Origin of the sequence: Gordonia sp. JH63 (assembly GCF_009856645.1) — a bacterium.
GTDB lineage: Bacteria > Actinomycetota > Actinomycetes > Mycobacteriales > Mycobacteriaceae > Gordonia > Gordonia hongkongensis.
In genome coordinates, this window is the sequence record NZ_CP047235.1 from 3,555,387 (window position 1) to 3,577,431 (window position 22,045).

21 protein-coding genes are annotated in these 22,045 nt (G+C 69.2%); 8 read left to right on the forward strand and 13 right to left on the reverse strand.

The annotated features are described in order from the left end of the window. Positions 1–245: 245 nt before the first annotated feature. Entirely contained in the window at positions 246–803 is a 558-nt protein-coding gene (locus tag GR168_RS15875) for an NAD(P)H-dependent oxidoreductase (RefSeq protein ID WP_078112944.1), read from the reverse strand. Between the two features lie 118 nt (positions 804–921). On the opposite strand from GR168_RS15875, the gene GR168_RS15880 reads away from it, so the two are divergent. Both GR168_RS15880 and hpxO read left to right on the forward strand, forming a co-directional pair. Next, positions 922–1,548 (forward strand): TetR/AcrR family transcriptional regulator, encoded by a 627-nt coding sequence (locus tag GR168_RS15880; protein WP_065632656.1) that lies wholly within the window; start codon positions 922–924, stop codon positions 1,546–1,548. Positions 1,549–1,656: 108 nt separating this feature from the next. Further along, the gene (hpxO, locus tag GR168_RS15885) at positions 1,657–2,814 is read left to right on the forward strand and encodes an FAD-dependent urate hydroxylase HpxO (protein ID WP_159371171.1); all 1,158 of its coding nucleotides are present in this window, start codon (positions 1,657–1,659) and stop codon (positions 2,812–2,814) included. A 23-nt stretch (positions 2,815–2,837) separates the two neighbouring features. Here hpxO and eccB read toward each other — a convergent pair whose 3' ends face one another. Next, positions 2,838–4,334, reverse strand: a complete 1,497-nt coding sequence (gene eccB / locus GR168_RS15890) for a type VII secretion protein EccB (protein ID WP_159371172.1) — start codon at positions 4,332–4,334, stop codon at positions 2,838–2,840. Positions 4,335–4,558: 224 nt separating this feature from the next. On the opposite strand from eccB, the gene eccE reads away from it, so the two are divergent. Beyond that, positions 4,559–6,274, forward strand: a complete 1,716-nt coding sequence (gene eccE, locus GR168_RS15895; protein ID WP_238994913.1) for a type VII secretion protein EccE — start codon at positions 4,559–4,561, stop codon at positions 6,272–6,274. Positions 6,275–6,284: 10 nt separating this feature from the next. Here eccE and manA read toward each other — a convergent pair whose 3' ends face one another. The 3 genes from manA to GR168_RS15910 all read right to left on the reverse strand — a co-directional run bounded on the left by manA (position 6,285) and on the right by GR168_RS15910 (position 9,333). Then, entirely contained in the window at positions 6,285–7,571 is a 1,287-nt protein-coding gene (gene manA / locus GR168_RS15900; RefSeq protein WP_159371174.1) for a mannose-6-phosphate isomerase, class I, read from the reverse strand. Then, positions 7,568–8,725, reverse strand: coding sequence for a hypothetical protein (locus GR168_RS15905; protein ID WP_159371175.1), 1,158 nt, complete (start codon positions 8,723–8,725; stop codon positions 7,568–7,570). Before GR168_RS15905 ends, manA begins: the two co-directional genes overlap by 4 nt. Before the next feature lie 98 nt (positions 8,726–8,823). Then, positions 8,824–9,333: a DUF3499 domain-containing protein gene (locus GR168_RS15910; protein ID WP_203235865.1), complete on the reverse strand. Its 510-nt coding sequence runs from the start codon at positions 9,331–9,333 to the stop codon at positions 8,824–8,826. Positions 9,334–9,475: 142 nt separating this feature from the next. Here GR168_RS15910 and GR168_RS15915 point away from each other — a divergent pair, with 142 nt between their 5' ends. After that, positions 9,476–9,997 (forward strand): metallopeptidase family protein, encoded by a 522-nt coding sequence (locus tag GR168_RS15915; RefSeq protein WP_058252540.1) that lies wholly within the window; start codon positions 9,476–9,478, stop codon positions 9,995–9,997. A gap of 64 nt (positions 9,998–10,061) precedes the next feature. On the opposite strand, the gene GR168_RS23760 is transcribed toward GR168_RS15915, so the two are convergent. Then, the gene (locus tag GR168_RS23760) at positions 10,062–10,319 is read right to left on the reverse strand and encodes a WhiB family transcriptional regulator (RefSeq protein WP_171011557.1); all 258 of its coding nucleotides are present in this window, start codon (positions 10,317–10,319) and stop codon (positions 10,062–10,064) included. A gap of 689 nt (positions 10,320–11,008) precedes the next feature. Here GR168_RS23760 and cofD point away from each other — a divergent pair. Genes cofD through GR168_RS15935 form a run of 3 tightly spaced genes read left to right on the forward strand, consistent with a single transcriptional unit; the run spans position 11,009 to position 13,991 of the window. Then, entirely contained in the window at positions 11,009–12,046 is a 1,038-nt protein-coding gene (gene cofD, locus GR168_RS15925) for a 2-phospho-L-lactate transferase (RefSeq protein WP_159371176.1), read from the forward strand. Next, positions 12,043–13,392 carry a coenzyme F420-0:L-glutamate ligase gene (locus tag GR168_RS15930; protein ID WP_159371177.1) on the forward strand — a complete coding sequence of 450 codons (1,350 nt, stop codon included), beginning with the start codon at positions 12,043–12,045 and terminating at the stop codon, positions 13,390–13,392. Before cofD ends, GR168_RS15930 begins: the two co-directional genes overlap by 4 nt. Then, positions 13,389–13,991, forward strand: coding sequence for an NUDIX domain-containing protein (locus GR168_RS15935; RefSeq protein ID WP_159371178.1), 603 nt, complete (start codon positions 13,389–13,391; stop codon positions 13,989–13,991). Before GR168_RS15930 ends, GR168_RS15935 begins: the two co-directional genes overlap by 4 nt. Before the next feature lie 33 nt (positions 13,992–14,024). Here GR168_RS15935 and glgC read toward each other — a convergent pair whose 3' ends face one another. Beyond that, positions 14,025–15,239, reverse strand: a complete 1,215-nt coding sequence (gene glgC, locus GR168_RS15940) for a glucose-1-phosphate adenylyltransferase (RefSeq protein WP_078112951.1) — start codon at positions 15,237–15,239, stop codon at positions 14,025–14,027. A gap of 129 nt (positions 15,240–15,368) precedes the next feature. Between glgC and glgA the strand changes: the two genes are divergently transcribed. Beyond that, the gene (glgA, locus tag GR168_RS15945; RefSeq protein ID WP_203235866.1) at positions 15,369–16,532 is read left to right on the forward strand and encodes a glycogen synthase; all 1,164 of its coding nucleotides are present in this window, start codon (positions 15,369–15,371) and stop codon (positions 16,530–16,532) included. Here glgA and GR168_RS15950 read toward each other — a convergent pair. From GR168_RS15950 to GR168_RS15975, 6 genes are all read right to left on the reverse strand, one after another. Beyond that, the gene (locus tag GR168_RS15950) at positions 16,511–17,482 is read right to left on the reverse strand and encodes a putative RNA methyltransferase (protein ID WP_159371179.1); all 972 of its coding nucleotides are present in this window, start codon (positions 17,480–17,482) and stop codon (positions 16,511–16,513) included. The genes glgA and GR168_RS15950 overlap by 22 nt on opposite strands. A gap of 2 nt (positions 17,483–17,484) precedes the next feature. Next, positions 17,485–17,652, reverse strand: coding sequence for a DUF3117 domain-containing protein (locus tag GR168_RS15955; protein WP_004019232.1), 168 nt, complete (start codon positions 17,650–17,652; stop codon positions 17,485–17,487). Between the two features lie 105 nt (positions 17,653–17,757). Further along, positions 17,758–18,156, reverse strand: coding sequence for a DivIVA domain-containing protein (locus tag GR168_RS15960; protein ID WP_055475940.1), 399 nt, complete (start codon positions 18,154–18,156; stop codon positions 17,758–17,760). Between the two features lie 138 nt (positions 18,157–18,294). Beyond that, positions 18,295–19,323, reverse strand: a complete 1,029-nt coding sequence (locus GR168_RS15965) for a glucosyl-3-phosphoglycerate synthase (RefSeq protein ID WP_055475896.1) — start codon at positions 19,321–19,323, stop codon at positions 18,295–18,297. Then, on the reverse strand, positions 19,320–20,144 hold the full coding sequence (gene folP, locus GR168_RS15970) for a dihydropteroate synthase (protein ID WP_137809065.1): 825 nt from the start codon (positions 20,142–20,144) through the stop codon (positions 19,320–19,322). Before folP ends, GR168_RS15965 begins: the two co-directional genes overlap by 4 nt. A gap of 71 nt (positions 20,145–20,215) precedes the next feature. Next, a complete protein-coding gene (locus tag GR168_RS15975) occupies positions 20,216–22,021 on the reverse strand; it encodes a long-chain-acyl-CoA synthetase (protein WP_159371180.1) in 1,806 nt (601 codons plus the stop codon). Between the last annotated feature and the right edge of the window lie 24 nt (positions 22,022–22,045).

Below are 22,045 nucleotides of genomic sequence, written 5' to 3' on the forward strand. Positions count from 1 at the left end.
AAGGGCTTGTGAATAACATTGATGGAAGACATGCAGGTCGGAGCGGTGCACGATCACAAATCCCCCGCGTGTCCTCCGCGTGTCCGGCGTGTCGTTCACAGGCTGTCCCGAGGCGGTCCACAACATGTCCACCGACCATCCACATCCGCCCCCGGTCGCACTCGCGGCCCGACGCCGGCACCCCCGGACACGACGACGCCGCGCCGGGCAAGGGCCGGGCGCGGCGTCGGGACGTCGGTGTGGGGTCAGGCGCTGACAGCGACCTCGTCGACGAGCCGGGTGACGGACGCGACGACCTTCTCGACGACCTCCGGAGAATCCAGGCCGGCCTCGGGCAGTGCCGCGAGCTGCAGACCGAGGTCGGCTTCCGCGATCGCGCGACCGCCGGCGATGCCGACCGACTTACGGGTGTCCTCACGGGTCCACGCGCCGCCGTACTGGCCGAGGGCCGCGCTCAGCACCGCGACGGGCTTGCCCGTGAGCGCGCCGGTGCCGTAGGGCCGAGACAACCAGTCGATGGCGTTCTTGAGTGCGGCGGGGATGGTGCCGTTGTACTCGGGGGTTGCGATCAGCACGCCGTCGGCGGCGCCGACGACCTGGCGCAGGTTCGCCACGGCTGGGTCGAGCTGCTCCTCGATGTCGATGTCCTCGCTGTAGAACGGCAGCGAGCCGAGATTGTCGACGACCGTGATGGAGACTCCCGACGGCGCATTGTCCGCGGCCAGGTGGGCGAGCTGGCGGTTGACCGAGGCCGTACGCAGGCTTCCGACCAGCGCGACCAGTTCGACGACTCGTTCCGACATGTGATTCCTCTCGATGGCACAGAGGTCCGTGAAAGTCCACGTGACCTTGTCTACGACATGCTCTAACCGGACCAGGGTCCGATTCATTCCGCATCTGGTCAAGGGTTACGCTCATCACGTGCCAAACGGGCCCGACCACTCCCCTCTCCACATCTCTCTCAATTCTTCGGGGACCGAACGTGCCGACGCCGCACGTAACCGGCGTCTGTTGCTGGCTGCCGCCAAGAACCTCATCGATCACCACGGTGCGGCCGCGGTGACGATGGAGGCGGTTGCCCGCGAAGCGGGTGTGGGCAAGGGCACAGTGTTCCGGCGCTTCGGCAGCCGGACCGGGCTCATGCTCGCTCTCCTCGACCACAGCGAGTCCGAGATCCAGCAGGCGTATCTGTCCGGTCCGGAGCCGCTGGGTCCCGGCGCTCCCCCGCTCGACCGACTCCTCGCCTACGGTCGCGCTCGCCTCAAGCTCACCGCCGACCACCTCGACATCCTGCTGGAGGCCGGTGCCGGCGCCGAGGACTTCATGAGTCACCCGGTGGCCCGAACGTCCACCCAGCATGTGCAGATCCTGTTGCGCCAGTTGGGTTTCGACGGCGCGCTGGATTTCCTGGCCCTCACTGTCCAGGCGCCGCTCTCGGCGAGTTCGGTCCGCTACCTGTTGGTGGACGTCGGGCTCGACCTCGAGACGATCACCCATCAGTGGCAGGACATGGTCACCGCGCTCGTCACCGGACACGACCGGTCCTGACCCGTCGGTCCATCCCGGTCACGACTTCCTCGCGGCGGCGGTCAGGCGGCGAGGTGTCCGGCGTACTCGCCGCGCGCCGCGGCTCGCGGACACCTAGCCTGGGTTCCTGTGAAAGCTGTGATCATCGGCGCCGGTATGGGCGGGACCTCGGCGGGCATCGCGTTGCGACAGCTCGGGCACGAGGTCGAGATATACGAGCAGGTCACCGAGAACCGCCCCGTCGGCGCGGCGATCTCGGTGTGGTCCAACGGGGTCAAGTGCCTGAACCACCTCGGCCTCGAAGCCGAGACCGCCGCGCTGGGCGGCATCGTCGATTCGATGAGCTACATCGACGCATTCACCGGAGAGACGATGTGCCGCTTCAGCATGGCACCGCTCATCGACGAGGTCGGGCAACGTCCTTACCCGATCGCACGCGCCGAACTCCAGCTCATGCTCATGAACGCCTTCGGCCACGACGAGATCCGGTTCGGCAAGAAGATGGTCGCCGTCCACGACGGTCCGGACGGCGCCACTGTCGAATTCGCCGACGGCACCACTGCCCAGGGTGATGTCGTCATCGCCGCCGACGGTGCGAGATCGCTTGCCCGCGACCATGTGCTCGGTCACGCGGTCGAGCGTCGTTACGCGGGGTACGTGAACTTCAACGGACTCGTCCCGATCGACGAGGACATCGGACCGGCCACCGAATGGACCACCTACGTGGGCGATTCGCGTCGGGTATCGGTGATGCCGGTGGCGGGCAACCGGTTCTACTTCTTCTTCGACGTGACCATGCCCGAAGGGGTTCCGTTCGAACGTGGAACCGCACGCGAGGTGCTCGCCGAGGAGTTCGCCGGATGGGCGCCCGGCGTCCAGAAGCTCATCGAGACACTGGATCCCGCGACCACCAACCGCGTCGAGATCCTCGACATCGATCCGTTCCACACCTGGGTCCGGGGACATGTAGCACTACTCGGCGACGCCGCACACAACACCACCCCCGACATCGGGCAGGGTGGTTGTTCGGCGATGGAAGATGCGATCGCCCTGCAGTTCGCCTTCCGTGATCACCCCGACGACCTGCACGCGGCCCTCACGACCTATGAGGCGTCACGCACCGAACGGGCCGCCGACCTCGTGCTCCGCGCACGCAAGCGCTGCGACGTCACGCACGGCAAGGACCCGGAGGCGACCGCGGCCTGGTACGAGGAACTGCGATCCGAGGACGGCACCAACGTCATCCGCGGGATCGTCGGCAACATCGTCGGCGGCCCGCTCACGTAGGGCCGCGGCGGGAGCGCCGTCGATCATCCGCCGGTCGAGGGTCCTTCGGTGTGCTCCGCGCCGGCGTCGAGTCGTGCGGTCTCCAGGCCGTCGTGCGCGACGAGGGCGTTCTCGCGCGAGAGGGTCGGCCCGGGCGCCAGCAGCGACACCACCGACCACGGCGCGCGGGACGGTGAATCCCCGAGCCCGAGGATGCCGCCGGTCTCGAAGTCCGGTACGCCGAACCGCACACCCGAATCGTTGACATAGAACAGCGATTCGGTACGCGAGCTGTCCGCCTCGTTGCCGGTCACCTGCAGATACTCACCCGAGCCCGGCGGCATGTAGACCGCGTCGAGGTTCGGTCCGGCACCATCGGACGACGTCAGCCGGACCGGCACCGCGTCCGACGCGAGCGGCAGTTCGCGCCCCGCGAGCAACGTCGTCTGTGCGCGGGGCTCCCCCGTCCCGCGGGTCCAGGTGCGGCACAGCGTCGGATCGCCGCTCACGTCCAGCAGCGTCGGCGCGACTTCGGGAAAGTCCGAGACGGGTTCCGACTCCACGGTTCTCAGCGCGGCGAGCTGCCCCGGGGCGACGGTCGTCACCGGCGCTGCGTCGGAGTCGGCCAGCCGCATGAGTTCGGCGGTCGGGGCGCTGATCTCCTGCACCCCGTCGCGCAGGACCAGGTGATAGGACGTCGTGTCGTCGACACCGACCGACTTGACGACACTGCCGACGCTCGCGCCGTCGACTGCCCCGGGCCGGCCGGCGCCCGAGATCTCCGGCACGGCAAGCGGATCGACCAGTGGGAAGGTGTTGAGCAGGCCGGTGGACATCTGCCGGGGCGTGGCCCCCTCGAGACCGAGAGCCCGCATGACGGGCGCGCTCTCGGTGTCGACAGCGGCACGGACCGGACTCCAGACACCGTCCCGGAACAGCTGATACACCAGGAAGGTCTGGTCCCCGCCGTCGACGAGCACGGCGTCGGCGGGGTTCGCCGTCCCGATCGCGTCACCCAGACGCGGCGTCTCGGCGATGACGGTCTGCTCGATCGACTCGACCGGCGCCTCCGACACGGTCGACGAATCGCAGACCGTCCAGGTGGAGGAGTCCGGGTGTGACGACTTCGGCAGTGCCGCCGGCGCACCCGGGATGCCCAACAGGGGTCCGCGCGGGTACGGCTTGAGCTTGTTGTCCCCGACCGAGGTCGGCGACTCCGAGCTACCCGTCACCAGCCGTGCCGAGGCCAGGTTGAGGACGGGATGCAGGGTGTCCTCGATCAGGACGTAGGTGCTGCCGCTGTTCTTGCTGACGATGATCGTGGCGTCGCCGACGGACCCCTGCGGCCGGATCAGGCCCCAGATTCCGCACCCGCCGAGGACCAACAAGCCGAGGACGGTCCCGACCACGAGCGCCTGCAACTGTGAACGCATGGGATCGTGCAACATCCGGACATCGCGTCGTACCAGCGCGTGCTCGAGCCTCTTGATCAGGAAACGGTAGCCGTTGACCTGGGCTTTGGTCGTCAGCTGACGTGCCACGGCTCCCCCTGTCCGCACCCGGGCCGCGGCGTCGGACCTTCTCCGGCGGCGAGCGGGTTGTGATCTCCTGCGGCATACCCCCTGCCGCGCGGTAGTAGCCTAGCCGACAAACATGCCCCTGACGTGTGGGGCTCCACCGCTTGTGCACACTCTCGGTGGACGGCACGCGGCAGTCGGCAGCGGTGATCGAGGGGGTCGCAACCGTGGAGCGGAACAGACGTGGGATGGCACTGCCCACACTCGTCGTGATCGAGGCGGTGCTGGCACTCGGACTCGTCGTCTGGGTGGTGTCCGGCAGCGTCTGGGGTGCAACCGCACTCGGCGTGGCCGCGGTCGTCTCCGCAGGTCTGGTGCGGGTCGGCGGCCGGCCGTCGGTGTTCGGCCGAATCGTGGCGAATCTGTCGTTCTCGTGGTCGCGGATGCGCCGCGACCACGGCGATCTCGCCCCGGCCCCGTTCGACATACCGCTGCCCGCCCCCAGCACCCACGCCACCGCACGGCGGACATCGGCTCCGACGACCATCGGCGCGAGGTGGGTCGGCGACACCCTGGTCACCGTCGTCCGGGTGGACCCGGGCAGCCCGGCCGTCACCTACCTGACCCCGGGCCACAGCGAACTCGGCGACGAATCGGGCCAGGTGGTGCCCCTCGGCGTCCTGGCCGAGTGCATCAGTCCCTACGACATCCGGCTCAGCTCCATCGAGGTCATCAGTCACGGTGTGCGCGTGTGGGGTTCGGGCATCGCGCCGGACACCTACGACCGCACCCTCGGCCCGCTGTCGGCGACGGCCCAACGGTCAGTGTTGGTCGTCCTCCGGCTCAATCCCCTCGACTGCGCCGACGCCGTCGCCCGCCGCGGGGGCGGCGCGACCGGTGCACTGCGCACCGCGACGGTGACCACCCGCCGCGTCGCCAAGAGGCTCGCCGAACACGGCTTGTCGACGACCATCCTGTCGGCGGCACAGATCACCGCCATCACGGCGCAGCTCATCGAGGGCGCGAGCCTCGACTCGCTCGCCGAGGAACGCGACTCGGTCGGCGTCGCCGGTCTGCGGATGCGCAGCGCCGCCGTCGAACCGGCCGCCCTGACCGACGTGCTGCGCGGCATCTGGGTCAACTCCGCGGTCTCGACGACCGTCACCGTGAAGTTGTGCCCACGAGTCACCGAGGGCAGGCGTCGCGGCGATCGCACGACGGTCGAGGTGTCCGGGATCGTCCGCGTCAACGAGTTCCCCGCCGCGAGGCGCGCACTCGGTGGATGGCCCGCGGGTCTGATCCCCCTCGACGGCCGCCAGTTCGACGCTCTCGCAGCGAGTCTCCCCATCTCGACGCCGACCCGGCTCGACCGGGCCGTACCCGCACTCACGGGTTCGGAGGCGGAGGCGTTCCTCGCCTCGGCGCGTATCCCGGCAGGCGGTTGCGGCCAGCTCATCGGCGCCGATCACGCCGGCCGCGCGGTCGCCACCCGGCTCGTCGGACCCGGTATCTCCACGGTCTCGGTCGCCGCGGGCATTCACGTCGTGGCCCAGATCGCTCTCCGCGCAGTGGCGGTCGGTGCCGCGGTGCGCGTGCACACCGACCGCCCGCACCGGTGGACCCCGGTGGTCACCGCCGTGGGCGATCCGAGCGCGCTGTCGCTCTCGGGCGACCGCCCCCCGGCGCGCCCCGGCCCGGGCCTGGTCATCGTCGACGGTGTGGCGCCACCTTCCCCACAGCCCGACACCACGCGGATGATCGTCGTCGCACCGGGCCTCGACGAACCCGCCGACGGCGCCACCGTCGCGCTGCGTCAGAATCCGCGCACGCCACAGGACATCGCACTCGACACCGGCGGGCGGCCGATCCTGGTCACCATGGTCGCGACCCCCGACGAATGGAACCTGATCGGCGGCTACCCCGAACCCGCGGGCACCGCTGCGGCTACTCCGGTTCGGCGCTGACGGACTGACATCATTCGGACGCGGACGCCACCGGTGAGGTCAGGTCGGGTTGCGCCGAGACCGCGGCCGGCACCAGCGCGCGGTAGAAGACCGCACGAGCCGACGCCGCGCGGACGATGACGTCCGGGTCGTCGTCGGTGATCCACACCGCCCGTCCGGCCGTCACGGTGAGCGGGTTCCCACCCGCCGGTCGGACCTCCACCGCGCCGCTGAGCACGGCGAGGATCTGCGGGCCCGGCATGTCGAAGCAGATCGACGAGGCGTGGTGGAGGCCCGTCCCGTCGAGTTCGACACGCGACAGCCGGAATTCGGGAGCGGGGGTGAGGTACACGCGCTCGGCGCCGACGGTCCGGATCTGCGGGGTCAGGTCCGAGACATCGACCGGGGTGAAGTCGAGGACGCGCAACAACTCGGGAACGTCGATGTGTTTGGGCGTCAGTCCGCCCCGCAGCACGTTGTCGGAGTTCGCCATGATCTCCACGCCCGTACCGCGGAGGTAGGCGTGCAGGTTGCCCGCGGACAGATAGAGACCCTGCCCGGGTTCGAGGTGAATGTTGTTGAGCAGCAACGATGCCAGCACACCGGGATCGTTCGGGTAGGCCTCCCCGAGTTCACACACCGTCCGCAGTTCGGCGACGAACTCCGTCTCACCTGTGCTCAGCACGGTGACCGCGCCGGCGAGTACCGCCGGGACCAGCTGACGGAGCAGCGACTCGGGCAGCGTCAGCCACGTCGTGAAGAGCGCCCGCAGCCCCTCCGAGTCCGGCTGCCCCGCGAGCATCCCCAGATAGGGGTCGAGCTCACTGACCTGCAGTGCGCGGAGCAACCGGATGGTGTCCTCCGGTCGACGGAAGCCGGCCAGGGCGTCGAACGGTGTCGTCGCGACGATCAGTTCGGGCTTGTGCCATGGATCGCGGTAGTTGCGGTCGCGGGCTTCGAGCGCGACACCGCGGGCGTTCTCGCGTTCGAATCCTGCCCGGGCCTGTTCGGCGGACGGATGTGCCTGCAGGGACAGCGGTTCCTCGGCGGCGAGCACCTTCAGGAGGAACGGCAGACGCTCGCCGAAGGCCGCCGTGCTCGCCGCGCCGAGCGTGCCGATCGGATCCGCGTCGATCACGTCGACGAGATCCTGCTCGATCCCGGCGACATCGACGCACCGAGCCGACCCCGCGGGATGGGACCCGAACCACAGCTCCGCCTCCGGGTGCGCCGACGGCACGGACCTACCCTGCATGGACGCGATCGCGGTCCGCGACCCCCAGGCGTATGGCCGCACCACTCCGTCGATGATCCTCATTGCAACGCGTTCCCAACCAGGCGGAGGTACACCGCCGCCATCTCGACCCGTAGTGCCACGATCAGGAAATCCAGTACATCCCCCGGGCCGTCGGCCACCGGATCCTCACCCGGCGCCGGACGCCGGTCCTCCCACTCGCGGCCGTCCGCGCCCCCGGCGGCCGAAGTCTCTTGCGCACGATCGATTCCGACGAGGAGATCGACCTCGCCGAGGCCGGTGACCCGCTGACGCGTGAACCATTCCCGCCGCCCGGTCGAGACGACCTGGACACGCGGCGCGGGAGCTGCCGGCGGTCCGTCGAAGTCGGGATCGTAGAAGATCGAGTCCGCACTCGGTGCGACATCCGAGCGCGACCCGAGCAACTGCACCATTCGCGAGACGTCCGTGAGTTCGGCTGCGGCGCTGACGATCCCGGAGAGTCCGACGAGCCCGGCGACCGCATGCCGGGCGATGGCCGCGCCGGCCGGGCTGTCCGCCGTCCAGACGGTGGGGCGGCCCTGGACGCGCAGCGCCAGCGATTTGGCGCGATTGTGGAAGGCGTCGCGGGCCGGGTGTCCGGTCGAGGCCTCGTCGTCGAGTGCGTCGGCGAGGTCGTCGAGTGCGGGCACGCTCCCGGTGAACCGGACCTGGGTCAGCGCGCCGAACACCGCGAGCAGCGCGGCGGCGAACCCCACGAAGCGGAAGCGGGGTTCGATGTCGAACCGCGGCGCGAGGTTGATCCCGTTGCCGCCCAGCGCATCTCGCAGAGGCCCGGCCACGGGTGCGACCACCACGACCTCGGCCCGCCGGCGTAACGCCCGCGCGGCGGCGTCGGCGAGCGCCATGTCCCCGGCATCGTCGCCGGCGACGATCACGACGTCGAGCGGGCCGATCCACCCGGGCAACACCGGACCACTGACCACCGGGACGTCCACCCGGGCCCCGAGCGTGGCCACCGCGAAGTCGGTCGCCCGATGGGAGACGCCGCTGGAACCGTGGACCACGATGACGCTACGGGGACGCAGGTCCGCGAGCGGGGCGAGCACGCCTTCGCGTACCGCTTCGGCGACGGCGCGCACCTGTGCGCCGGCGAGCGCGACCGCTCTCAGCAAACCGTCGACATCGGCCGAGATCAGCTCCTCGGCGTCGTCGAGGTCGGGGGAACCGGTTCGCATGTCACCAGGGTAGCCAGGTCGCGAAGTCGGCGCGCACGTACTCGGCACAGTTGCGGCGATGCCTTCGGGGTCCACGCCCCCCGCGCGGTGGTGACCGGTCAGTCGACCGGGTCCGGCAGTACCCGCAGGTGTCCGCGGCGCCCCGGGCGCGGCCGGGTCTGGTGACGCGGCGTCCCGGCGGTCGGGGCGGGCGCATCGACCGGGCCGGCGCGGTGCCGACCCGTCCGGCGGTCGTCCACGGCATCGCGATGGGCCTCGACGAACGCGGTGTCCTCGAAGGCATCGAGGGCGTCGATCGGACTGCGGTCGACGTACCGCGGGCGTCCACCGCCGGCGACGGCTCCGGCTTCCCGAACCGCCTCGGCGAGCGCGGTCAGCTCTTGATCCTCGGCCGGCGGCGCGGAGAATCCCCGCTCGCTGCGCAGCATCTCCCAACCGCGCGGGACGGTGATCCGGCGGGCGTGATCGTCGCACAGGTCCCACGAGTGCGGCTCCTGCGACGTCGCGAGCGGACCGATCACCGCGGTCGACTCGGCATAGACGAAGGTCAGGGTAGCCACCGCGGATCGGGCGCAGCCGGGTCGGCAGCACAGTCGGGGAAGCTTCACGTGACGAGATTAGCCCTCGTCGCTCGCAACCGCGTCGGCGACACGCTCACCGGGCGGGCGCCCGGCGAAGACCCGGACCGCCGGAGCAGACACGCAGCGACCGGAGGAGACACGGACTCGTCCGACCTCCTACACTCTCGCCATGCGTATCGACCCGAAGCCGACTCCACGTGGCTCCTCCGGCCTGCCGGAGGCGCGCCGCGGTCGTCGGCGGACGGGTCGTCACCGCGATCGTCGCGGACGGGGACTGCGCTCGCCGTTGCTGCCACAGGGCGTGCCCGCCCACAACAGCCGGTCCGATGAATTCGACGCGGTCGCCCTGGAGGCGTTCGCCGAGATCGACGCGCAGTGGCATGACCAGATCGCCGGACTCGACATCGCCGTCGACGAGATCCCCCGGCTCCTGCCCCGTGACCCCGAGACGGTCGAGTGGCCCGACGAGGTGACCGCCGACGGTGCGGTGCCGCTCGCACGGCTGATCCCGGCCGGGATGGATGTGAACGGCGCACCGACGCGGGCGCAGATCATCCTGTTCCGCCGGCCACTGGAGTCCCGGGCCAAGAAGGGCACCGAGTTGCTGGATCTGATCCACGAGGTACTCGTGCAACAGGTGGCGACGCATCTGGGCGTCGACGAAGACACGATCGACCGCGGACCAGAGTGATCCGCGGTCGATGATCGGTGGGGACGACTCCGTCGCGAGCCGTCCGGTCAGATGGTGACGCCGGTCAGATGATGCCGCGCTTGAGACGCCGGCGCTCACGCTCCGACAGGCCACCCCAGATACCGAAGCGTTCGTCGTTGTGCAGTGCGTACTCGAGGCATTCGGACTTGACCTCGCAGCCCTGGCAGATCCGCTTGGCCTCACGTGTCGACCCACCCTTTTCCGGGAAGAACGCCTCGGGGTCGGTCTGCGCACACAGGGCACGGTCCTGCCACTGCTCTTCGACGGCGTCGAAGAGATCGTCGAAGTCGTTGGGCACCAACGAAAGATGACGACGACCCGGGTCGGCGTCGTCGGCGACGGGCCCGTGCGGCGACCCGAAGTCGGTCCCGATGCCGATGGCCGACGCGGCGGCAGTGCCGCCGATCATCGAATCATCAACGGGGCCAAGGGTGTTGAATTCGGCGGTGAATTGCGGGCGGTTCTGTGGTTCAAGCGGATTGCCGATCGGGTTTTCCAAAGCCATCGTCGGCGCCTCCTAGCTCGGGATGTTGGTAGTTTCTGCGTCCTCTGCGAACACGGCCTGTGTGCCGCACCCACCACTGTTGCCACACCACTTGTACTACGGATGTGGAAACACCCACATCAGACGTACACAGCGCCCGAGCGACGGCCCGCGAAGTGCCGGAACCGACCCTCTCCCGAGTTCGAACATACGATCGAATCCGTTGAAGTCCAGCGGTTTTCGATCCGGAGGTTCTCGATCTCAAACTCGGAATGACACTGATGTGATTACACACGCCCAAGGCGGTCCCGGTCAAGTTGAAGTCAAAGATTCTCTGTTTACCACCAGGATCCGACAACCCTGTGACTCGACACGACATTGACCTCAACCCGACGTGAATGTCACACCGAACCCGGCACGGGTCGAAACCATCCGCACCGCACCGACAGCGCCTGACCGCCGACTCGCACCGCGCACTACAGTGGCGGTGTGAAGGAGTACCTGCTGTGAAGGTGACCGTACTCGTCGGGGGCGTCGGAGGGGCACGATTCCTCCTCGGTCTGCGCGAATTGTTCGGCCCGACGGCGTTCCCGGCCCCCCAGGACGACGCGTCCGGCGCCCCGGCGACCGAGCACGAGATCACCGCCATCGTGAACGTGGGCGACGACGCCTGGATGCACGGCGTCCGCATCTGCCCCGACCTCGACACCTGTATGTACACCCTCGGGGGCGGGATCGATCCCGAACGCGGGTGGGGTCGGCGCGACGAATCCTGGCGCGCGAAAGAGGAACTCGCCGCCTACGGGGCCGACCCGGATTGGTTCGGACTCGGCGATCGCGATCTCGCGACCCACCTCATCCGGACCCAGATGCTCGACGCCGGGTACCGGCTGTCCGACGTCACGGCCGCCCTGTGCCGGCGCTGGGTCCCCGGGGTGCGGCTCCTGCCCGTCACCGACGATCGTCACGAAACCCACGTCGTGGTCGCCAAACCCGACGGCGAGGACGGCGAACGGGTCGCGATCCACTTCCAGGAATGGTGGGTACGCCATCGCGCGCAGATCCCCACCTTCGGCTTCGCGCAGGTCGGTTCGGACGACACGGCGCCGGCACCCGGCGTCCTCGACGCGATCGCCGACGCCGACGTCATCCTCCTCGCGCCGTCGAACCCGGTCGTGAGCATCGGCGCCATCGTCAGTGTTCCCGGGATGCGCAGCGCGCTGCGCCAGACCAAGGCCCCGGTGGTCGGGATCTCACCGGTCATCGACAACCGTCCCCTGCGCGGCATGGCCGACGAGTGCCTGTCCGTGATCGAGGTCGAGTCCTCGGCACAGGGGATCGCCGGACACTACGGCGCCCGCAGCGGCAACGGGATTCTCGACGGTTGGCTCATCGCCGAGGGTGACCACGCCGCTGTCGACGGCATCGCCGTCGGCGCCGCACCGCTGCTCATGACCGACCCCGCGGCCACCGCGCAGATGGTGCGTGCGGCCTGCGCGCTCGTCGACGTACCGCTGCCCGAGACCAACAAGGGCGTGCGGTGACCGCTCGCCCCGACCACCGCGCACCGGGACATCTCGAGATCCGGCCGGTGACCGGCCTGCCCGAGTTCACCGCCGACTCCGACGTCGCGGGTAAGATCCTCGGCGCCGCACCCTGGCTCGAGTCCGGCGACGTCCTGGTGGTCACCAGCAAGATCATCTCCAAGGCCGAAGGGCGGATGGTCGACGCGCCCAGCGACCCCGAGGAGCGGGACGCACTGCGTCGTCGCCTCGTCGACGCCGAATCGGTGCGCGTCCTGGCCCGCAAGAACCGAACCCTGATCACCGAGAACCGCCTCGGCCTGGTGCAGGCAGCGGCCGGGATCGACGGCTCGAATGTGCGCAGCGACCAACTGGCACTCCTGCCGGAGAACCCCGACCGCAGTGCGGCGTCACTGCGGCGTGCCATAGCCGACGCCGCCGGCCTCGACGTCGCGGTGATCATCACCGACACGATGGGTCGGGCCTGGCGGACCGGACAGACCGACGTCGCCATCGGCGCGGCCGGCATCGCCGTGACCCATCCCTACGAGGGCGGCGTCGACGACTACGGGAATCCGTTGATCGTCACCGAGATAGCGGTGGCCGACGAACTCGCCGCTGCGGCGGACCTCGTCAAGGGCAAGCTCGCCGCCGTCCCGGTCGCCGTCGTCCGCGGATTCGCTCCGGCCGACGACGGCACCACCGCCGCCGACCTCATCCGTCCCTACGACGAGGACCTGTTCCGTCTCGGGACCGAAGAGGCGATCGCACAGGGCCGCCGAGAGGCCATCCGCACCCGGCGTTCGGTGCGCACCTTCGCCGACCGGCCCGTCGACCCCGCGGAGATGCGCGACGCCCTCGCCGAGGCGCTCACCGCCCCGGCACCCCACCACACACATCCGGTCCGCTTCGTGTGGCTGCGTTCCGCCTCGCGACGCCGCGAACTGCTCGACGCCATGACGCGCGACTGGCGCATCGACCTCGAATCGGACTCCAAGACAGCCGAATCCATCGAGAAGCGACTTCGACGCGGGCAGATCCTCTACGACGCCCCGGAACTGGTGATCCCGTTCCTCGTACCCGAGGGCGCCCACGACTACCCCGATGATCGTCGCAACGCCGCCGAGCACACGATGTTCACCGTGGCCGCGGGCGGGGCGGTCGCGACCCTGCTCACCGCGCTGGCGGTCCGCGACATCGGCAGCTGCTGGGTCGGGTCGACCATCTTCGCCGCGCCGACGGTGCGCCGCGTCCTCGATCTGGATCCGAGTTGGGAACCGCTGGGGGCCGTCGCCATCGGACATCCGCTCGAACCGGCCGGGTTGCGCGACCCCGCCCCCACCGCGGAGTGGGTCGTCGAACTGTGACCGCCGAGTCGCTGCACGCCTCCGCCGTCGAGGCCCTGACACGGTGGGAGACACCCGATCCCGCCCAGGACTCCCTGCGTCACGCATATCTCGCGTTCCTCGCCGCGTCCCCGGACGGGTGTCTTCGGGCCTGCGCACCAGGACATCTGACGGGTTCGGCGATCGTCTTCGACGCGACGCGCCGACACGTTCTGCTGACCCTGCACCCCCGCGTCGGGAAGTGGATACAGCTCGGCGGTCACTGCGAACCCTCCGACGATTCCCTCGCCGGCGCGGCGCTACGCGAGGCGCGAGAAGAGTCGGGCATGCCCGAACTCGTGCTCGACACCGCCGACCCCACGCTCGCCGGTGACGGGATGGTCCACCTCCACACCCACCCGATCACCTGCTCCTTGGGAGTCCCCACCCGCCACCTCGACGTCCGCTACCGGGTGGTCGCCGCCCCGACGCCCGACGGTGAACTCCCCCGCGTCGTATGCAGTGACGAGTCCGTGGACCTCCGCTGGTGGCCGGTCGACGCGCTTCCGCACGACGCCGGAGACGACATCGCGACGCTCATCGACGCGGCCCTACGCGACGGGCCAACCCCCGCTCCCTGAGGTGCGAGCGAAGCGAGCCACGAAGGGCGGTCGTCAGACCTGGATGTTCTTGCCGACGGTGACCACACCGCCGGCGCTCACCGAGAACCGTTCGCGGTCGGCCTCGAGGTCGACACCGAGTTGCTCGCCGTCACCGACCACGACGTTCTTGTCGAGGATGGCCTTGCGGACCACCGCGCCCTTGCCGACGCGCACGCCGGGCATCAGCACGCTGCCCTCGACCACCGCGCCGTCCTCGACGATGACGTTCGACGACAGCACGGAGTTGCGCACCGTGCCGGCGGAGATGATGCATCCGGAACCGACCACGGAGTCCTCCGCGACCCCGCCCTGGACAAACTTGGCGGGCGGCAGGTTGTGGGTCTCGCCGCGGATGGGCCAGCGGCCGTTGTAGAGGTTGAAGATCGGGTGGACCGACACCAGGTCCATGTGTGCCTCGTAGAACGCATCCAGTGTTCCGACGTCGCGCCAGTAACCGGTGTCGCGTTCGGTGGCACCGGGTACCTGATTGTCCTTGAAGTCGTAGACGAAGGCGGTGTCCCGGCGCACGAAGGCCGGGATGATGTCACCGCCCATGTCGTGGTCGGAGTCCGAGTCGGCGGCGTCGGCGCGCAGCGCGTCGACCAGCGCCTCGGTGGTGAACACGTAGTTGCCCATCGACGCGAACGTCACGTCGGGATCGTCCGGCGTGCCGGGCGGATCGGCCGGCTTCTCCAGGAAGCGGGTGATCTTCCCGCTCTCGTCGGAGTCGATGCAGCCGAAGGCCACCGCCTCTGCTCGGGGCACGCGGATCCCGGCCACCGTGACGTCGGCGCCGGATTCGATGTGCGCGGCCACCATCTGCGACGGATCCATCCGGTACACGTGATCGGCTCCGAAGACGACGATGTACTCGGGTCGTTCGTCGGTGATGAGGTTCATCGACTGGAAGATCGCATCGGCACTGCCGGTGTACCAGCGTGGTCCGAGTCGCTGCTGGGCCGGCACCGGGGTGATGTACTCGCCGTGGAATCCCGACGTCCACCAGGTCTGCGAGATGTGCCGGTCCAGCGAATGCGACTTGTACTGTGTCAGCACGCAAATGCGCTCGTAACCGGCATTGACCAGGTTGGACAGCACGAAGTCGATGAGTCGGTAGGCACCGCCGAAGGGCACCGCAGGTTTGGCGCGGTCCATCGTCAGCGGGTACAGACGCTTGCCTTCGCCGCCTGCGAGGACGATGCCGAGGACGTGCGGCTCAGATCTCACTCCCCCAACTTAACCGCGATCGAAGCCGTCGGCCAGATGACCGGGCGGTCAGTATGCGTGGCGTCGGCCGCGACCGGGGTTTGGCAGCACCGATGGCGATCTGCGCGCGTTGGCACTAGCGTCGAGATCATGCGGGTGGCGATGATGACACGGGAATATCCACCTGAGGTCTACGGCGGCGCCGGGGTCCACGTCACCGAATTGGTCCGGTATCTGCGCGATCTCATCACCGTCGACGTGCACTGCATGGGCGCCGAGCGGGAGACTGCCTCGGTGTACACCCCCGACCCGGGGTTGGCCGGGGCGAATGCGGCGATCACGACGCTGTCGGCCGACCTGCGGATGGTGGTGGGTGCGTCCGGTGCCGACGTCGTGCACTCCCACACCTGGTACACCGGCCTTGCCGGGCACCTGGCGGGACGGCTCTACGACGTGCCGCACGTGCTGACCGCCCACTCGCTCGAACCGTCGCGCCCGTGGAAGGCCGAGCAACTCGGCGGCGGGTACCGGGTGTCGAGCTGGGTGGAACGCAACGCGGTGGAGTACGCCGACGCGGTGATCGCGGTGAGCTCGGGGATGCGCACCGAGATCTGTGACACCTACCCGCGTCTGGACCCTGAGCGTGTGCATGTGGTGCGCAACGGGATCGACACATCTCAATGGTTCCCGGTCGACGATCCGTTCGGACCCGACTCGACGCCGACCGCACTCGGGCTCGACCCGGACCGCCCGATCGTGGCGTTCGTCGGCCGGATCACCCGGCAGAAGGGCGTCGCACATCTGGTGGCCGCGGCGCACCGGTTCGATCCGGACATCCAGCTCGTCCTCTGTGCTGGTGCCCCCGACACGCCGGAGATCGGCGCCGAGATCGAGAGCGCGGTGGGCGAACTCTCCGCCTCGCGTCCCGGCGTCCACTGGGTGCGCGAGATGCTCCCACTCCCCCGGATCCGCGAGATCTTGACCGCGGCAACGGTCTTCGTGTGCCCATCGGTGTACGAACCGCTGGGCATCGTCAACCTCGAGGCGATGGCCTGCGGTACCGCGGTGGTGGCCTCGGCGGTCGGCGGCATTCCCGAGGTGGTGCGCGACAACGTCACCGGCCGCCTCGTGCGGTACGACCCCGTCGATCCGGCGACCTTCGAACACGATCTCGCCGACACGGTGAACGCGGTGGCCTCGGATGCGGCGGCGTCGGCGATGGGGGTGGCCGGCCGCGAACGCGCCGAGGCCGAGTTCTCCTGGGCGTCGATCGCCGAACAGACGCTGGGTGTCTACGAGTCCGTACGGCGCTGAGCGGGTGAGCGTCCGCGGACGGGCCGACACGTGGTCACCACGACCGACACCGTGGCCGGCACCCGACCGTCCCCGGCGAAGGCCGCGGCCCGCGAGCGGATGTCGGCCTCGTCGGAGTGAAATGCCGACGGGCCCATGGCGACCAGATCCCCCACGGTCTGCGCGTCGACGTCTGCAGAGTACCGGACAGGTGACTCGTCGACCACTTCGAAGCCCGCGTCGAGCGAGGCACGGAGGCGCTCGGATTTGGCCTCGTCGACACGCAGCATCGCCATCGGCTCGATGAGTTCGCCGAGGTGGTCGGGCCCCGGACTCACGATGATCAGTGCGCCATCAGGGGCCAGTACGCGGGCGAACTCGCTCGCGTTGCGCGGCGCGAACACCGAGAGCACCACCGCGACAGCGTCATCGACGACGGGCAGTCCGCGCCAGACGTCGGCGACGACGGCAGCGAGGGGCCGGGGTCCCCGCGCCATGGCCCGCGCGCAGTACTTCGAGAGGTCCAGGCCGATTCCGGCGGCCGAGGACCGTCCGTCACCGCCGGGCACCCCACTCGCCTCGACCGCGGCGCGAAGATAGTGTCCGCCACCGGCCCCCGCGTCGAGGATCACCGGCCGGTCGTGTCCACCCGTGACCTCGGCCGCGCGGCCGGCGACGAAATCGACCACGGGGAGCAGGAAACCGGAGTCGTGCACGCGGGCTCGGGCGGCCACCATGGCTGCGGTGTCGGCGCGCAGCGCGCCGGACCGGCCGTCGAGCAGTGAGACATAGCCCTGACGGGCGAGGTCGAAAGAATGCGCCTGCGGACAGCGCAGCGACGCGCCGTCGGCCGACAGGCGCCCGGTACACACCGGGCAGCGCAGGATCTCGAGTACCGGAGTGAGGTCATGCGCCCGGTGCGGAGTCGGTGGGTCCGCCCGGGCCTCATGGGAACTGCCCTCGTGGGGCATGTTCAGCCGGTTACCCCGCGGAGTTCCTCGCCCAGCGCGGCTGCTTCGTCGGCGGTCAGCTCGACGACCAGTCGACCTCCACCTTCGATCGGAATCCGGACAACGATTCCACGCCCTTCTTTGGCCGCTTCGAGGGGGCCGTCCCCAGTACGTGGCTTCATTGCCGCCATTCTCAAGCTCCCTTCAAGGTCCCTGCTCCGAACATGATACGTGCCCGGGTCGCACACGATTGTCAGTGCGCGACGCGCGCGCCGCGCGGTCTCGACGTACGGCCCCTACTGGGGGGTGCTCGGCGGGCCGGACCGCCCGGCGTCCACGCCGCCGTTCCCGGTGATACCAGCGGCGGGATCGTCCGGAGCCGCGCCCGCTTCCGCCCCGGGCACCGACTCCCGTTCGCGCAGACGCGTGATCACCGACCGCAGGTCGTCGACCTCACGCGCGAGACGTGCCAGCGCCCAGTCGACTTCGGCCTGCTTGTAACCACGCGGGGTCTGGGCGAAGCGCAACGCACGCACGTCGTCACCGGTGATGCCCACCGACGGCAACCGGGTGAGCGTGGTGTCGGGCTCGACCGGCGGCAGATCTTCTCCGCGTCCGAACACGAACCAGACGACAGCGAACACGATCGCGACGACGAGTCCCATGATCAGCAGGTACAGCAGCAGCGTCTGCATGCGTTCCATCCTGGCAGAAGCGCCCGGACGACGGCCCGGCACAGCACCGACCCGGCGACGGCCACCCGCGTCAGGGCGGGCGGCGTCGCCGGGTCGGGGCCGGGTTCATCAGGTCCGGCCCATCAGGTCCGGAGCCGCCTAGGAGGCCATCTCCTCGGCCTTGGGGGTCAGGGCGCGCACGGTGTTCATCGGCGGACGATCCTCGAGATAGACCTCGGTGGTGTGCGGCGTGAAGGAGCCGTCGGGTTCGGCGGTGAACTGGGTGAGCCCGACGCCCGAGTCCTCGATGCCGCAGCGGCGCATCAGGGTTCCGACGATCTGGCGGCTCATGACCCCCAATTCCACCAGCGGGCGGTTGCGATGGGTTCGGACCCCGAGGTTGACCTGACCGATCCCGGCCAGGCCGTACCGGTCATAGGTGTCGATGAGAAGGCCGATCTCGACCCCGTAGCCCGGCGCGAACGGCACCGACGAGAGCAACTCGCGGGTGCCGGCGTACTCGCCGCCGAGTGGCTGGAGGACCGCGGTGAGATCCGGCTTCTGGGATGCCAGGAGGGGGCGTGCCACGAGCTCGGTCACGCGTCCGCCACCGTTCGCGTCGTGCGTACCGCCCGTGCGCAGCGGGCGCCGGTAGTAGCCCTTCACGAGCTGGATCTCGGGGTTCAGCAGGAGCGGACCGAGCATCTTGGGCACGAACATCGGGTCCGGGTCGATGAGGTCGGAATCGACGAATGCGATGATGTCGCCGGTCGCCACGGCGACCGAACGCCACAGCACCTCACCCTTGCCCTTGACCGGGTCCAGCTCGGGTACCGCCTCCTCGCGGGAGATCACCTGCGCGCCGGCGGCGAGCGCGCGCTCGGCGGTGGCATCGGTGGACCCGGAGTCCAGCACGATGATCTCGTCGACCAGGGTGCCGTACAGCGGCATGATCGTGGCGATGACGTCGGCGACGGTCTCTTCCTCGTTCAGCGCGGGCAGCACCACCGAGATGGTCCGGCCGTTCTTCGCGTCGACGAGGTCGTCGATCGTCCAGTCCGGCTGCTCCCAGGTGTGGGTTGCCGACCAGCGCTGCTCGGTCCCCGGGGTCTGGGCGACCGTCGGCCACATGGCGGCCTTGTCCCGGCTGACGGTGCTGGGCTTACGTCGCTTCTGCTGCTTGGTCATGCGAGTCCCCTGACTGTTCGGGCGGGTGGTTTCGCTCCCGCGATGGCAGCGACCATGTCGACCACGCGACGAGTGGCAGCGACTTCGTGGACGCGGAAGATCCGGGCGCCTTGGGCGGCGGCCAGACTTGTCGCGGCCAGAGTCCCTTCCAATCGGTGCGTTAGGTCTGTACCCAGAGTCTCCCCTACGAAATCCTTGTTGCTCAGCGCCATCAGGACCGGCCAGCCCGTGTTAACAAGATCTTTTACACCGCGTAACAGAGCCAGCCCGTGGTGAGTGTTCTTGCCGAAATCGTGCGTCGGATCGATAACGATCGAGTCTCGACGCACCCCGGCAGCGAGCGCCCGGTCGGCCGCGGAGGTCACCTCCCGGATCACGTCGGCCACCACCGCGTCGACCGAATCCCCGTATGCGACGCGGTGCGGCCGGGTCCGCACCCGCGCGCCACCCGTGTGCGAGCAGACGATCCCGGCCCCGCGTTCGGCGGCGACGTCGACGACGTCGGGGTCGAATCCCGCCCAGGTGTCGTTGATGAGATCCGCGCCGGCGGCGCAGGCCTGGTCGGCGACCTCGCTGCGCCAGGTGTCGACGCTGATCAGCACGTCCGGATGGCGGTCGCGGATCCAGGCGATCATGCCGACGACCCGGGCGGCCTCGGTCGCGGCGTCGACCTCGCGTCCGGGTCCGGCCTTGACCCCACCGACGTCGATGATGTCGGCACCCTCGGCGACGACCCGGTCGACGTGCGCCTGGGCGGCGGCGTCGTCGAAGCTCGCACCTCGGTCGTAGAACGAATCAGGGGTGCGGTTGACGATCGCCATCACCAACGCGCGGTCGGTCGGCACCCGCCGCCCGCACAGCGTGTCCGATGCCGACGTCTCCGGGTCGGAACTCACCCCTTGGGCACCTTGGCGGCGGCGACGTCGTCGGGGTAGTCGTCGTAGAACTCCGTGTAGCCCTTCTCCTTGCCGAGCAACACGTAGAGCCGTTCGGCCTCGGCGTCGGAGTACCCCTCCTTGCGCAGCTCGACCTTGCGGTTCTTGAAGGTCGAGGTCTGCTCGAAATCGTCGACGATCCGAACGAACAGCGGCACCGCGTACGACGGCAGCGCGTCGTAGAGATGGCGGGCGAACGCGCCCGGGTCGAGGTCGGCGCCCTCGCGCAGCTTGATCGCGATCATCCCGGCGCGACCGTCGGTGCCGGGGACCTCGACGCCGTACGCCACCGACTGGGCGACGGCCTGATAGGAGTCGACCGCCCCCTCGACCTGGGTCGTGGCGACGTTCTCGCCCTTCCAGCGGAAGGTGTCACCGAGCCGGTCGACGAAGGCGATGTGCGCGAACCCCTGATCGCGGACAAGGTCACCGGAGTTGAAGTAGGAGTCACCGTCCTTGAAGGCGTCGCGGATGATCTTCTTCTCGGTCTCCTCGGAGTCGGTGTAGCCGTCGACGGGCACCCGGTCACTGATCTGCGCGAGCAGCAGGCCGGTACCGCCCCGGCCGACCTTCACGAGCCGGCCGTCGTCGCCGCGCTTGGGGTTACCCTCCTCGTCGTATTCCACGATCTTGTACGGGAGCGGGCAGAAGCCGGCGGTCTTGTCGACGCTGAACGCGTTGACGAATGCGAGGTTCAGTTCGCTGGCCCCGTAGAACTCGACGACGCGGTCGACCCCGAAACGCTCGCGGAACTCGTCCCAGATGTCCGGGCGCATACCGTTGCCGACCACGGTGTGCACGGAATGCTGGCGATCCGTGGGCTTCTCGGGCTGCGCGAGGAGATAGCGACACAGCTCGCCGATGTAGCAGAACGCCGTCGCACGGTTGAGGATCACGTCGTCCCAGAACTTCGACGCCGAGAACGAGCGTCCGATGGCGATGCACGCACCCGAGGCGAGGACCGAGGACAGTGACACCGACAACGCGTTGTTGTGGTAGAGCGGCAGCGGCACGTACATGGTGTCGCTGTGGCGCAACCGCACCGCGAGACCGCCGATGCCGGACAGGCTCGCCAGCCACCGGTTGTGGCTCATCACGCTGGCCTTCGGCATCCCCGTGGTGCCGGAGGTGAAGATGTAGAACGCCTTGGTCGACGCGGGCAGCTGCTCGGTGACCTCGGGATCGGCTTCCGAGAGTCCCTCGGCCGCGGCGTCGAACGCGGCGAAATCGTAGACGTGTTCAGGAAGAACCGATTCCGGGATCGACTCGAAGGCCTCCGCGCACTCGGGATCGTGGATGAGGACCTTGGCCTCGAGGAGGCCGACGCTGTGCTCGAGCACCTCGCCGCGCTGGTTGTAGTTCAGCATCCCGGCGATCGCGCCGAGTTTGACGGTGGCGAGCATCAGCAGCAGGTCGGTCGTGCAGTTCTTGGAGAGCAGCGCCACCACGTCGCCCTTGCCGACGCCGTCTGCGGAAAGTGCTGCGGCGTAACGGTTCACGCGGCGGTTGGCCTCGCCGTAGGTGGTCGTGCGGCCCTCGAACCGGACGAACGGCCGGTCGGGGTGTTCGGCCGCGTGCTTCTGGAAGACCGAACCGATGGTCCGCTTGGCCTCCGGTGGGCGTCGGATGAGCCCGGGTGCGTGCTTGATCATCCCGGTCGCATGTGGCGCCATCTTCACCACGCCGCGAAGGATGTCGGGGATACCGACGGTCTTCTTCACACTCTGCTGCCGACTGTCCTGCTGCTCGACCCCTTGGGACATCTGCCCTCCGCTCTCCCGCTGGCG